The organism is Flavobacterium sp., from assembly GCF_036741995.1.
Classification (GTDB): Bacteria; Bacteroidota; Bacteroidia; order Flavobacteriales; family Flavobacteriaceae; genus Flavobacterium.
In genome coordinates this window covers 17912-30555 of the sequence record NZ_DAINRG010000015.1, presented here as the reverse complement: position 1 = coordinate 30555, position 12644 = coordinate 17912, and the positions used below count along the sequence as shown (strand labels likewise).

The window sequence follows — 12644 nt, the reverse complement described above, 5'->3', positions numbered from 1 at the left end:
GTTTAAACTCCTTATTTATGAGCCGAAATGTTCCATTTTTAAGTGTCAATCTCCATCCATAAAGTAAAGAGGTGCAAATTATTCAAAAATATCGATAAAAATAGCTTTCATTTATCAATAAAAATTTTATTTTTGCGCACACTAAATTAAAATAAATGGCAACTTTTAACAAAAGAGGATATAGAGAACCAAAAGAAAAAGACGTAAAGTTAGATAATAACTATATTGAAAATGTAAACGTTGACGAGAAAGACAGCGCAACGGCAAAAGCATTTGATACCTTAGATCAAACCGCTTCTAAAGCAGAAGATTTTGTAGCTAAAAATCAAAAATACATTTTAGGTTTTCTTACTGTGGTAGCGGTGGCTACTGTTAGTTATTTATTATATCAAAAATTTATTGCTGAACCAAACCAACAAGAAGCAGCTGAAGAATTATTTGTAGCCCAACAAAACTTTCAAAAAGCAGTGGATGGTGGTGTTAAAGCCGATTCATTATACAATTTAGTATTAAAAGGATCTGAAGGAAAATTTGGTGTAGTGAAAATCGCTGAAGAATATGCCGGAACAGATGCCGGAAACTTGGCTAATTACTACGCAGGTATTTCTTATTTGAATACTAAAAAATATGCAGAAGCTATCACAAGTTTGGAGAAATTCTCTTCAGATGATATCATGTTAAGCACTTTGGCTAAAGGCGCCATCGGAGATGCTTATGCTCAACAAAACAAGCAAAAAGAAGCTTTAGATTGGTATCTTAAAGCGGCTGATGCCAATAAAAACGATTTTACAAGACCAAGATATTTATTGAAAGCCGGGAAAACTGCTTTGGTATTAGGAAACAAAGCCGATGCGGTTAAATATTTCACCGATATCAAAGACAATTACGATGCTTCACCGGAAGCACAACAAATTGATGCTTTGATTGGATTAGCACAATAAATTGAAAAATAATATTTTGAAAAAGGATTAAGGATGGTATCTTTAATCCTTTTTTATTTTAAACAATAAAACTATGGCAACTGCAAATAAAAATTTGTCTAACTATAATAAAAGTACACTTCCAGACGCCAAAGATTTTCGGTTTGGGATTGTGGTTTCAGAGTGGAACGATCATATCACTAACGGACTATATGCCGGAGCTGAAGCCGCTTTATTAGACTGTGGTGCTTTGCCGGAAAACCTGATTCGCTGGAATGTTCCGGGGAGTTTTGAATTGGTTTACGGTGCCCAAAGAATGATTGTCACGCAGGAAGTAGATGTGGTCATTACCATTGGCTGCGTCATCAAAGGGGAGACCATGCATTTTGAATTTGTTTGCGAAGGGGTGACTCAAGGTATCAAAGATTTGAACGTACAAACTGATGTTCCGGTAATTTTTTGTTTACTGACCGATAACAACGAACAACAATCCATTGACAGAAGCGGTGGTGTTCACGGGAACAAAGGAACTGAAGCGGCCATAGCCGCTATTAAAATGGCTGAGTTGAGAAGAAAATCGGGCGAACCGCTATCATAAATCGTTTGTCGAAATACTATAAAATGAAAGCCTATTCCCTTGTGAATAGGTTTTTTATTTTTAGCAAATTATTAGCTATAAATCCCAATACTTTTTCCTTAAATTTGCTTACTTTGGTTTGGAAGAAACAAACCATTTCAAACGCCTTAACCTTAAACTTTTAAACTGAATTAATGTCGAGTATCATTCAATTACTTCCCGATCATGTCGCCAATCAAATTGCTGCCGGTGAAGTAGTACAACGTCCTGCCTCTGTAGTTAAAGAATTACTGGAAAACGCCGTGGATGCGAAAGCTACCGATATCAAGTTAATTATAAAAGACGCCGGAAAATCATTAATTCAGGTGATTGATAACGGCTCAGGCATGAGTGTCACCGATTCGCGTTTGTGTTTTGAGCGTCATGCCACTTCCAAAATCCGTCAGGCCGAAGATTTATTTTCTTTGCATACCAAAGGGTTTCGTGGCGAAGCCTTAGCCTCCATAGCGGCGATTTCGCATGTGGAAATGAAAACCAAACAGGACCAGGAAGAACTCGGAATTCACCTTATCATTGAAGGCAGTAAGTTTGTTTCCCAAGAACCAGCCGTTTTGCCAAAGGGCACTTCGTTTGCTATCAAAAATTTATTTTTCAACATACCGGCACGCCGTAATTTTTTGAAATCAGAAACGGTGGAACAACGCCATATCGTGGATGAATTCCAACGGGTAGCGATGGCGCATCCGAACATTCATTTTACGATGTACCACAACGGAAGCGAAATGTTCAATTTGCCGATTTCGAATTTCAGACAACGCATCGTTAATATTTTTGCCGGAAAGACCAATGAGAAATTGGTACCCACCAAAGAAGAAACCGAGATTGTCAACCTCCACGGATTTATCGGAAAACCTGAATTTGCCAAGAAAAACAGAGGCGAACAATTCTTCTTTGTCAACAACCGATTTATCAAAAGCGGTTATCTGCACCACGCGGTTATGGCGGCTTACGAAGGTTTGCTGAAAGACGGAGCCCAACCAAGTTATTTTTTATACTTAGATGTTCCGCCACATACCATTGATATCAACATTCATCCGACCAAAACCGAAATTAAGTTTGACGATGAACATGCTTTGTATGCTATTTTGCGTTCGGCCATCAAACACAGTTTGGGACAATTTAACGTCGCGCCAGTACTCGATTTTGATAGAGATCCCAATTTAGACACGCCGTACCAATACCAAAATAAAGAAGCCGAATACCCAACGATTCAGGTGGATAGAAGTTACAATCCGTTTTCGGAAGACAAACCAAGTAAATCTTTTGCGTCTTCGTCTAATTATAAAAAACCGGAAGCGCAGCCCAGCTGGGAAAGCTTGTATGTTGGCTTAAAGCAGGCCGGGCAGGAAATTGCCGAAATGACTTTTGAAAACGATGCTGTGACTTCGTCTTTGTTTGAAGAAAATGAAATAGAGCAGGAAGTAAAGCGGACGTATCAGATTCACAAAAAATACATTGTCAGTCCGATAAAATCGGGGATGGTCATTATCAATCAAAAGCGGGCACACGAACGTATTTTGTATGAAGAATTTTTGACCAGCATGACGATGCATCAAGCCTCGAGTCAGCAGATGTTGTTTCCGTTGCAGTTGTATTTTTCGGCTGCTGAAATTGAATTGGTCAAAGAATTGCAGTTGTCTTTAGAAAATACCGGTTTTCTTTTTGAAAGCATAAACGAAGATCATGTGGTCATCTCCGGATTGCCTGTCAATGTGACCGAAAGTGAGATTTCTATCGTTTTGGAAGAGTTATTGAGTGATTTACAAGACGGGATTCCGGACAGCAGTTTTTGCCAAAATGACACCATTGCCAAGTCGATGGCGCGAAGTTTGGCCGTAAAAACCGGAACCTATTTAACCGAAAAAGAACAGGAAAATCTAGTGCACAATCTGTTTGCCTGCAAAGAACCGAATGTATCACCTTTTCAAAAACCTACTTTCGTCACCATGAGTGTCGAAGATTTAGATAAAAAATTCAGCGTATGATGCGAATGACCGAAACTGTTAAGCAGTTATTGATTATCAATATTATATTTTTCATTGGATCCCAGTTTGTGAGTGTGGCTTATCCGTTATTTTCACTCTATTATCCGGAGAATGCTAACTTTAGAATTTGGCAACCCATTACACATATGTTCATGCACGCGCCAATGCCCAACCTGATGCATATAGTGTTCAATATGTTTGCATTGGTTTCATTTGGTAGTGCTTTGGAACATTTTTGGGGCGCTAAGAAATTCCTTTTCTTTTACATTTCCTGTGGATTGGGAGCCGCTTTATTGCATACGGGAGTAAATTATTTGCAAATACATTCGCTGTTAAACGAAGTTTCCAGCCTGAACCTGTCAAACGCTCAAATCCATACTTTACTGAATGCTGATTATAGAGCTATTTTTGATGAAAATGGAAAAATGCTTGCCGGAAATATCAAGACTATTTTGGATAATAGTCATTGTACTCAGGAGCAATTTAATAAAATATCAGAGGCAGCCATGATTTCGCAAACGCCGGTTGTAGGTGCTTCCGGGGCTATATATGGATTGCTAACCGCTTTTGCTTTTATGTTTCCAATGGCCGAACTGGCTATTATCTTCATCCCAATTCCTATTAAAGCCAAATATTTTGTACCGGGATTATTAGCGGTTGATTTATTTTTAGGATTCAAAGGAAGTTCTCTTTTTGGCAGCGGAGGTACCGGAGTTGCTCACTTTGCCCACGTGGGTGGTGCTTTGTGCGGTTTCCTAATGATGTGGTATTGGAAGAAAAATCAGTTTAATAAAAATCGCTGGGATTAAAAATGAACTTACTAGAAGACTTAAAATTTCAATACAAGATAGGTAATGTCAGTGTCCGATTGATTTTTTGGAACCTATTGCTTTTTGCTGTTCCGGAAGTTTTTTTCGCCGTGGCCAAGCTTTTTCATCTTGATATTGATTACTTGAGTTTTGTTAGTTTGTCAACCAATTGGAGCGAATTAGCCTGGAAACCTTGGTCTGTTTTGTCGTATGCTTTCTTTCATGCGGGCATTATTCATTTGGTTTTTAACATGATAATGTTGCATTTTGCCAGCCAATTGTTCCTTACTTATTTTACTCAGAAACAATTATTGGGCGCTTATATACTAGCGGCTATTTTTTCGGGCACGGCGTATTTAGTGGGATATCATTATTTACCGGCATTGCAGGGAGTTGTAACATCCATGGTTGGTGCGTCGGGTGCTATTATGGCCATATTGCTGGCCACCACAACTTACCAGCCCTTTATGGATGTCAGATTGATGTTGTTTGGAAGAGTAAAACTTTGGCAAATAGCCGTACTATTGCTTTTCCTTGATTTGATTCAGTTACCGATGAATAATACCGGCGGACATATTGCGCATTTAAGTGGTGCCTTTTTTGGTTATATTTACATCAAGTTGCTGCAAAATGGTACCGATTTGAGCCGAATAGTAACCGCTGTTTTGGATTTCTTGGGTTCTTTATTTAGTAAAAAGCAATCCACTCCGTTTAAAAAAGTGCACGTAAACCCCAAAAAACCTGCTGCAAAAAGAGAAAGTAAAATTGTTGCCAAAGATAAAACCCAGCAACAGCTTGATGAGATTTTGGATAAAATCAGTCAATCGGGTTATGACAGCCTGACCAGCGAAGAGAAAGAATTTCTCTTTAAAGCCGGGAAATAAAGTATAAATGAAGAAACTATCGTGGTTTAACAAAGTGATTTTTGCAGGCAATATAGTCGTAACTGTATTGACCTTTGTGGCTTATGTTTTACCGTTTCTGGCACCCAAAATGTTTCCGCTACTTTCGGTTCTCACGCTGATTCTTCCCTTATTTCTAATTTTAAACGGCATATTTTTTATTTATTGGTTGCTGCAATTGAAGCGACAAGTCATGCTTTCGGGCTTGGTGTTGCTTTTGGGCATTACGTTTATCAATAAATTCTACAAGTTTTCCTCTAGCGATTTGCCCGAAGAAGAAAAAGATTTCAAGGTAATGAGCTACAATGTTCGCTTGTTTAATCTATTTGACTGGATTCCGAATCGAAAGGTGGGCGATACTATTTTGAGCTTTATCAACGAGCAAAACCCTGATATTTTGTGCATACAGGAATATTCAGAAAACGCTAAAGTAGATTTGAGAGTCTACAAGTACAAAGCTATTTTCATGGAAGGCAACCACATCAAAACCGGACAAGCGATTTTCTCCAAGTTTCCGATTTTCAACCAAGGCGATTTTAAAATTCCGGAAGCCGGAAACAATGTGATTTTTGCAGATATCCGAAAAGGGAAAGACACGCTCCGCGTATACAACATCCACTTGCAATCGATAAAAATTTCGCCTGATGTGAATGAAATTCAGGAACATGTGGATGCCATTAACCAAAGCAAATCACAACAGGTTTTTGCCCGAATCCGCGATGCTTTTAAAAAGCAGCAACAGCAGGCAGCCATTTTAGTCAATCATAAAAAAGAGTGTCCTTATCCGGTCATTATCTGTGGGGATATGAATAACAGCCCGTTCTCTTATATTTATCGCAATATCAAATCGGATTTGTATGATTGTTTTGAGGAATCCGGAAACGGTTTTGGGCAAACGTATAAATTCAAGTACTATCCGGCGCGGATCGACTATATTTTTGCCAGTAAAAAAATGAAAGTAAAAAGTTTTACGACTTTTGCCCAATTCGAAAATTCAGATCATTTTCCAATTATGACCCGACTGTCATTCGCAGAATAATTACAAAGCCTGTTTTCTCAAATAATCCAACGCATACCGCCCTTCGTTGAACAACAAATCCAAAATGGAAAGGTTGTTTAAATACCCGTGCTTTTCGCCAAAAACCTGAGTATAAGGTTCAAAAACGGCCATGTCTTTCTTGCCGTTAATCAGATTTCGATAGTCTGTTTTATCGGTCACTTGATGGAAATATTCCGAGCTTTCATCATAATCAAATTCCAGTTTAAGACATTTCGAAACAATGGACATGGTTTCCAGATTTAAGTCCATCAGGAAAGTGTGTTTCTTTTGAAAAATGGGAAGAATATCATCTTCAAAATACTCAAAGAAAGGCGAAGTTCTGTAAGCCGCTTCTAAGGATTTGAAATGTTGTTTCTGCCAATCGAAAGCCGTTTCTAGCTTGATGTCTTTGGTTCGCTGATGTGCTTCTTTAGAATGCTTTACAGGAATGTTGAGCATTTGAATGCCATTCGGACTGTAAATGTACATTCGGTTTCGGTTGGTTTGTTTTTGGAAATTATCATCCATTTCAAAAGTCACTACACCAGCTTTGGCAATGGCCACAAAATGACTGATGGAAGGAAAATAACTAGGATGTAGTATAATATTGCTCATGTGGTTTGGAAAGGATTTCAAAGTCAAAAGCCATAAAGCCTTTAGCAGACGATATGACTTTTTAAATTTTCAAATGGTTTAATTTTCAACTGGATTAACTCTTATTTGCTTTTTTCTTTTTCCAAAAATAATCTCCAAGCACATATAAAAATACTAAGCCAAGGAAGTATTTCAAGTAAGATTGTGGTTGTCCATCACCGCTAACAGTAGTGAATAATCTTTCCCAACGAATTTTGTGCAACCCTTTTCCGTTAGCATCCCAACTCATCCAAATAAATACCGGTTTCCCTACAATGTGATCTTCTGGAACATAACCCCAGTAACGACTGTCTTCGGAATTGTGACGGTTGTCTCCCATCATCCAGTAGTAGTTTTGTTGGAAAGTATACGAAGTTGCTTTTTTGTTGTCTACATAAATATCACTGCCGACTACTTTTAAATCGTGTTTTTCATATACCGAAATAATTCTTTTGTAAAAAGGTAACGATTGAAGCGTTAGAGCCACTGTTTTTCCGGCTTCCGGAATGTAAATAGGACCGAAGTTATCCGCATTCCAGTTTGGCGTATGGCTGAATATATTCGATTCGCCTTGCTTGGAAATTATACGGGTAACCGATTTTATTCCGGGAACGGCTTTCAATTGACTGGCTCCTGCAAAAGTTAAAGCTCTAAGAACAATCGTGTCTCTAGCCTCGCTTTTGAAACCGGCACCATCCGTACAACCAATGTCTTTTAGTAAATAATCGAAATCAATATTGGCAGCAGCATCATAAGTCACATAATATGAAAACTGAGGCTTAGCTCTTTCCGGTAAAATTAATTCCTTGCCATTGATAAAAACCACTCCGTTTTTAATTTGTAATGAATCACCAGGTGTTCCCTGACAACGTTTTACATAGTTTGATTTCTTGTCAACAGGTTTTATAATGCTTCTACCCGAAGTGTCAAAGAATTTGTAAACGGTATCCGCCGGCCAGTTGAAAACAACGATGTCATTTTTCTGTACTTTTTGGAAGCCCGGAAAACGGAAGTAAGGTAATTGTGGCCAACTCAAATACGACTTGGTTTTCAGAATCGGTAAAGTGTCATGCACCATAGGCGCTGCTACAGTTGTCATTGGCGTTCTGGCACCATAATGAAACTTGCTCACAAAAAGGAAATCACCAATCAATAAGGACTTCTCCAAAGAGGAAGTCGGAATCGTATAAGGCTGCATCACATAAGTATGTACCAAAGTAGCGACCACCACGGCAAAAAGCAACGAGCTGATAGTATCACCGGTTTTGGTTGTGGCTACCAAACTTCTGTCGGCTATGTATGTAACGTCTTGAGTGTAGTTGATATAAAAAATATAAAGCCCACAGGTAAAAATCCCTAAAAGGGTATCAGTAGTAGTTTTTTTGCCAAAACTTCTCAGGGTTTCCACCCAAACCACCGGAAACATAATCAGGTTGATAATAGGAATGAAAAGTAATATCGTCCAAAGCGATGGTCTTCCGATGATTTTCATCAAAACGATGGAATTGTAAACCGGTACAAAGGCTTCCCAAGATTTTCTTCCTGCTTTTTCGTATAGTTTCCAGGTTCCTAAACCGTGAACGATTTGAACTGCCAGGAAGAATATAAACCATTGAATTAGTGTCATTTTTATGTGTATTTGTTTATATGATAATCAGGTTATTTGCTATAAGTCTTAGAACTTTCATTTTGTTACTTCAAATCTAAAACATCTTTCATAGAGAAGATGCCTTTTTTGCCCAAAATCCACTCGGCGGCCAATACAGAACCCAAAGCAAAGCCTTCGCGATTGTGCGCCACATGCTTGATTTCGATAAAGTCTACATCGGAATTGTAGTAAACACTGTGCGTGCCGGGAACATTTTCAATGCGTTTGGCTTCTATGTGGATTTGATTTTCAGTAGCCGTTTCTTCTGTCCACGAAGTATAATCGGTGTTTTCAATAATGCCTTTGGCTAATGAAATAGCGGTACCGCTCGGAGAATCCAGTTTTTGGGTGTGATGAATTTCTTCCATCGAAACTTTATAGACGTTGCTGAACTTCGCCATCATTTTGGCCAAATACGAATTCAGTTCAAAGAACAGATTCACGCCCAAACTGAAATTAGAACCATAAAGAAAAGCACCGTTTTTCTCCTGGCACAAAGCCGTCATAGCTTCATAACGGTCTAACCAACCGGTAGTTCCGGAAACTACTGGGATTCCGGCTTCTAAGCAAGTGGTGATGTTTTCAACCGCTACGCTGGGAATACTGAAATCAATAGCAACATCAGCTTTTTCTAGTCCTTCATAAGTATTGGAACTGGTTTTGCGAAGCACAATCTCATGGCCTCTTTGCAAAGCAATGTGTTCAATTACTTTCCCCATTTTTCCATATCCCAGAAGTGCTATTTTCATCAGAATTTGTAATTAAATGACAAACCAATATTGGTTTTGTAGTTGATATCGTTTTGATACACATCAGGCTGAAGAGACAATTTATCACTGACATTAAACTGCAACAAATGCGCATCCACATTGGCATCTACGATGTTGAGGATGTAAAAACCAACACTCAGCAGCAAGGATAAATCCCGGTTCCGTTGGTAAAAACGTTGTGCCTGAATCAATCGGGCATCATCAAGATACTGGAATTCATCATCTTCAAAACCCGCTAACCGGTGTTTGTAGGCATCGCGGTATTTGTGGTATTTTTTGTTGTTGGAAATATAAAAATACAAACTCGTTCCGATAGCCCCGTAAACAATGGGAATCTTCCAGTATTTTTTATTGTAAGCTTGCCCCAATCCCGGCACTATAGCCGAATAGAAAGCGGCTTTGGAAGGCGCTAACGGATTGATTTCTTTGTCTTTCGAACTTACGGTGTCTTTGATGACCAGCGCATTGCTGATAGTCTGAGAAAAACCAGCTTGGTTTCCGAGTAGAAAAAAGAGGATAGCTATGTAGAATAAACGAGTCACTAACCTTTTATTAGTTTGATGATTCGATTAAAATCTTCTTCCGAATGAAACGGAATGGTGATTTTACCTTTCCCATTACCGGCTACTTTGACATCAATTTTGGTTCCGAAGAAATTCACAAAAGCTTTTTTCTGTTCTTCCGGAATGGCGAAAGCGGTTCCTTTTTTGGCTTTTGGAGCAGCAGGTTTGATGCTGTCCTGATAGTTTTTTACCAAAGCTTCGGTCTCCCGAACCGAAAGGTTTTGACTGACAATTTTTTGGTAAATATCAGACTGAATATCATGATCTTCAATATTGATAATCGCACGACCATGGCCCATACTGATAAATCCGTCACGGATTCCGGTTTGGATAATCGGATCTAATTTCAACAAACGCAAATAGTTAGCAATCGTAGACCGTTTTTTGCCCACGCGCTCACTCATTTGTTCCTGCGTCAATTGGATTTCATCAATCAAACGTTGGTACGAAAGCGCAATCTCAATCGGGTCTAAGTCGTGACGCTGAATGTTTTCTACCAAAGCCATGACCAATGACTCGTTGTCATTCGCAATTCGGATGTAAGCAGGAACCGTAGTCAATCCCACTAATCGGCAGGCACGCAAACGGCGCTCTCCCGAAATCAATTGGTATTTATTGAAATCTAATTTACGAACGGTAATCGGTTGGATCAACCCTAGTTCTTTGATGGAAGAAGCCAATTCCTGAAGGTGTTCTTCATTGAAATTGGTACGGGGTTGAAACGGATTAATCTCAATGGCTTCAATATCCAATTCGATGATATTGCCCACCACTTTGTCGGCATTTTTATCGCCAACGGATTTGATATCGTTTTCAGGATCTTTCAGCAAAGCCGATAATCCTCTTCCTAATGCTTGTTTCTTTATAGCTTTTGCCATAGCTTGTTAACTGTTTTTCTTGATAATTTCCTGTGCCAAACTTAAGTAGTTCGTGGCTCCTCGGCTCGTGGCGTCAAAGTTAATGATACTTTCTCCAAAACTTGGCGCTTCGCTTAATTTTACATTGCGTTGAATAATAGTTTTGAACACCATATCGTTAAAATGCTTCTGAACTTCTTCCACCACTTGGTTTGACAAACGCAAACGCGAGTCATACATCGTCAGTAAAAGACCTTCAATATCTAAGTTGGGATTGTGTATTTTTTGTACGCTTTTGATAGTGTTCAGCAATTTGCCTAACCCTTCCAAAGCAAAATATTCGCATTGAATTGGAATCACGACGCTATCAGCGGCGGTTAAGGCATTTAAAGTCAACAAACCTAAAGACGGCGCGCAGTCAATTAGGATGTAATCGTATTGGTCTTTTACGCTTTCCAAAGCTTGTTTTAGCATGTATTCGCGGTTTTCTTTGTCAACCAATTCGATTTCAATGGCCACCAAATCAATATGTGCCGGCACTACCCAAACATTGGGAGCGGAGCAGGCTATGGTAGCTTCTTCGGGTGTATTGCTGTGTTCCAGGATTTGATAAGTACCGATTTCCACACTTTCCACATCAATGCCTAAACCGGAGCTGGCGTTGGCTTGAGGATCCGCATCAATTAAAAGCACTTTTTTTTCTAAAACACCCAGTGATGCGGCCAGATTTACAGAAGTTGTTGTTTTACCGACACCACCTTTTTGATTAGCAATAGCAATGATTTTACCCATTTGTTTTTTGTAGATTTTGAGCGGTAAAAATACAATTTATTATGGGTTTGTCAAGGCTTATTTGTTAACATTCTGGTAAAGTTTTGAAGAGTAGTCGGATGCCGTAAAGGTTTTTTTAGTGAACTTATTTATTCCCTTTATTCTTAATCATCATCTCCAGCATATCCCACATTTCCTGCGGAATTTTCTCCAGTATATTGAATTGTCCGGCGCCTTGTAACCATTCACCGCCATCAATTACAATCACTTCGCCATTGATGTAAGCAGAGAAATCAGAAACTAAATAAGCCGCTAAGTTGGCCAGTTCCTGATGGTCGCCAACTCTTTTCAAAGGCACTTTTTTGGCCATATCAAATTTCTCAGCTAAGTCGCCCGGCAATAATCGGTCCCAGGCGCCTTTGGTGGGAAACGGTCCGGGAGCAATGGCATTCATGCGGATGCCGTATTTGGCCCATTCTACCGCGAGGCTTCTTGTCATGGCTAAAACGCCGGCTTTGGCAGTAGCACTTGGTACTACATAACCGGAGCCAGTCCAGGCGTATGTAGTTACTATATTCAGGACATTACAGTTGGTTTGCTTAGTTGCTATCCAGTGTTTTCCAAAAGCGAGGGTGCAATTTTTGGAACCTTTCAGTACAATATCAATAATGGTGTCAAAGGCATTGGCCGATAATCTTTCGGTAGGCGAGATGAAGTTTCCCGCTGCATTGTTTAGCAAAACATCTACTTTGCCAAAGGCTTTCAAAACTTCAGCCAGCATAGCTTCCACTTGATCGTAATGACGAACATCGCACTGCAATGGCAGGCATTTTCCGTTGGTGGCTACTTCCAATTCGGCGGCTGTGGTTTTTAGTTTTTCCAAATCACGGGAAGTGATGGCTACTTTGGCACCCAATTCCATAAAATATTTAGTCATGGCTTTGCCCAAGCCACTTCCGCCGCCGGTTACTACAATTACTTTATCGGCCAAGGCATTATCGCGAAGCATTTTTGCTGAAAAATCCATACTGTTTCTATTTTTTAGTAAAGATATAAAAGTAATTCGCGTAAAAAAATAAACCGGATTACAGTCGCAACTCTAATCCGGTT

General features: G+C 39.3%; 13 protein-coding genes. 6 read left to right on the top strand and 7 right to left on the bottom strand.

The window, feature by feature from the left end; genetic code table 11:
• The first annotated feature begins 155 nt into the window (after window positions 1–155).
• The 6 genes from V7D82_RS06805 to V7D82_RS06780 all read left to right on the top strand — a co-directional run bounded on the left by V7D82_RS06805 (window position 156) and on the right by V7D82_RS06780 (window position 6292).
• Window positions 156–941, top strand: a complete 786-nt coding sequence (locus V7D82_RS06805; protein WP_333600226.1) for a tetratricopeptide repeat protein — start codon at window positions 156–158, stop codon at window positions 939–941.
• A 73-nt stretch (window positions 942–1014) separates the two neighbouring features.
• Window positions 1015–1518 (top strand): 6,7-dimethyl-8-ribityllumazine synthase, encoded by a 504-nt coding sequence (gene ribH / locus V7D82_RS06800; protein ID WP_333600225.1) that lies wholly within the window; start codon window positions 1015–1017, stop codon window positions 1516–1518.
• Between the two features lie 173 nt (window positions 1519–1691).
• Window positions 1692–3542, top strand: a complete 1851-nt coding sequence (gene mutL / locus V7D82_RS06795) for a DNA mismatch repair endonuclease MutL (RefSeq protein WP_333600224.1) — start codon at window positions 1692–1694, stop codon at window positions 3540–3542.
• Entirely contained in the window at window positions 3539–4351 is an 813-nt protein-coding gene (locus tag V7D82_RS06790; RefSeq protein ID WP_333600223.1) for a rhomboid family intramembrane serine protease, read from the top strand. Before mutL ends, V7D82_RS06790 begins: the two co-directional genes overlap by 4 nt.
• Window positions 4352–4353: 2 nt before the next feature.
• The gene (locus tag V7D82_RS06785; protein WP_333600222.1) at window positions 4354–5235 is read left to right on the top strand and encodes a rhomboid family intramembrane serine protease; all 882 of its coding nucleotides are present in this window, start codon (window positions 4354–4356) and stop codon (window positions 5233–5235) included.
• A gap of 7 nt (window positions 5236–5242) precedes the next feature.
• Window positions 5243–6292 carry an endonuclease/exonuclease/phosphatase family protein gene (locus V7D82_RS06780; protein WP_333600221.1) on the top strand — a complete coding sequence of 350 codons (1050 nt, stop codon included), beginning with the start codon at window positions 5243–5245 and terminating at the stop codon, window positions 6290–6292.
• Here the strand turns inward: V7D82_RS06780 and V7D82_RS06775 are convergent, their stop codons facing one another.
• From V7D82_RS06775 to V7D82_RS06745, 7 genes are all read right to left on the bottom strand, one after another.
• Window positions 6293–6907 carry a WbqC family protein gene (locus tag V7D82_RS06775; RefSeq protein WP_333600220.1) on the bottom strand — a complete coding sequence of 205 codons (615 nt, stop codon included), beginning with the start codon at window positions 6905–6907 and terminating at the stop codon, window positions 6293–6295.
• 94 nt (window positions 6908–7001) lie between these two features.
• The gene (gene lepB / locus V7D82_RS06770; protein WP_333600219.1) at window positions 7002–8552 is read right to left on the bottom strand and encodes a signal peptidase I; all 1551 of its coding nucleotides are present in this window, start codon (window positions 8550–8552) and stop codon (window positions 7002–7004) included.
• 65 nt (window positions 8553–8617) lie between these two features.
• Window positions 8618–9322, bottom strand: coding sequence for a 4-hydroxy-tetrahydrodipicolinate reductase (gene dapB / locus V7D82_RS06765; protein WP_333600218.1), 705 nt, complete (start codon window positions 9320–9322; stop codon window positions 8618–8620).
• A complete protein-coding gene (locus tag V7D82_RS06760; protein ID WP_333600217.1) occupies window positions 9322–9885 on the bottom strand; it encodes a DUF5683 domain-containing protein in 564 nt (187 codons plus the stop codon). The genes dapB and V7D82_RS06760 overlap by 1 nt, the downstream gene beginning before the upstream one ends.
• Window positions 9885–10784 (bottom strand): ParB/RepB/Spo0J family partition protein, encoded by a 900-nt coding sequence (locus V7D82_RS06755; RefSeq protein WP_333600216.1) that lies wholly within the window; start codon window positions 10782–10784, stop codon window positions 9885–9887. Before V7D82_RS06755 ends, V7D82_RS06760 begins: the two co-directional genes overlap by 1 nt.
• 6 nt (window positions 10785–10790) lie before the next feature.
• Entirely contained in the window at window positions 10791–11555 is a 765-nt protein-coding gene (locus V7D82_RS06750) for a ParA family protein (protein ID WP_333600215.1), read from the bottom strand.
• Between the two features lie 124 nt (window positions 11556–11679).
• Complete coding sequence (locus V7D82_RS06745; protein WP_333600214.1) at window positions 11680–12561, bottom strand: SDR family oxidoreductase; 882 nt, start codon at window positions 12559–12561, stop codon at window positions 11680–11682.
• Window positions 12562–12644: the final 83 nt, after the last annotated feature.

What these genes read in the sequence shown, in the direction of transcription:
- V7D82_RS06805 (WP_333600226.1), top strand. Translation starts at nt 156, where the DNA reads ATGGCAACTTTTAACAAAAGAGGATATAGAGAACCAAAAGAAAAAGAC.
- V7D82_RS06780 (WP_333600221.1), top strand. Translation starts at nt 5,243, where the DNA reads ATGAAGAAACTATCGTGGTTTAACAAAGTGATTTTTGCAGGCAATATA.
- V7D82_RS06745 (WP_333600214.1), bottom strand. Translation starts at nt 12,561, where the DNA reads ATGGATTTTTCAGCAAAAATGCTTCGCGATAATGCCTTGGCCGATAAA.
- V7D82_RS06775 (WP_333600220.1), bottom strand. Translation starts at nt 6,907, where the DNA reads ATGAGCAATATTATACTACATCCTAGTTATTTTCCTTCCATCAGTCAT.
- dapB (WP_333600218.1), bottom strand. Translation starts at nt 9,322, where the DNA reads ATGAAAATAGCACTTCTGGGATATGGAAAAATGGGGAAAGTAATTGAA.
- V7D82_RS06755 (WP_333600216.1), bottom strand. Translation starts at nt 10,784, where the DNA reads ATGGCAAAAGCTATAAAGAAACAAGCATTAGGAAGAGGATTATCGGCT.
- V7D82_RS06785 (WP_333600222.1), top strand. Translation starts at nt 4,354, where the DNA reads ATGAACTTACTAGAAGACTTAAAATTTCAATACAAGATAGGTAATGTC.
- mutL (WP_333600224.1), top strand. Translation starts at nt 1,692, where the DNA reads ATGTCGAGTATCATTCAATTACTTCCCGATCATGTCGCCAATCAAATT.
- V7D82_RS06790 (WP_333600223.1), top strand. Translation starts at nt 3,539, where the DNA reads ATGATGCGAATGACCGAAACTGTTAAGCAGTTATTGATTATCAATATT.
- ribH (WP_333600225.1), top strand. Translation starts at nt 1,015, where the DNA reads ATGGCAACTGCAAATAAAAATTTGTCTAACTATAATAAAAGTACACTT.
- lepB (WP_333600219.1), bottom strand. Translation starts at nt 8,552, where the DNA reads ATGACACTAATTCAATGGTTTATATTCTTCCTGGCAGTTCAAATCGTT.
- V7D82_RS06750 (WP_333600215.1), bottom strand. Translation starts at nt 11,555, where the DNA reads ATGGGTAAAATCATTGCTATTGCTAATCAAAAAGGTGGTGTCGGTAAA.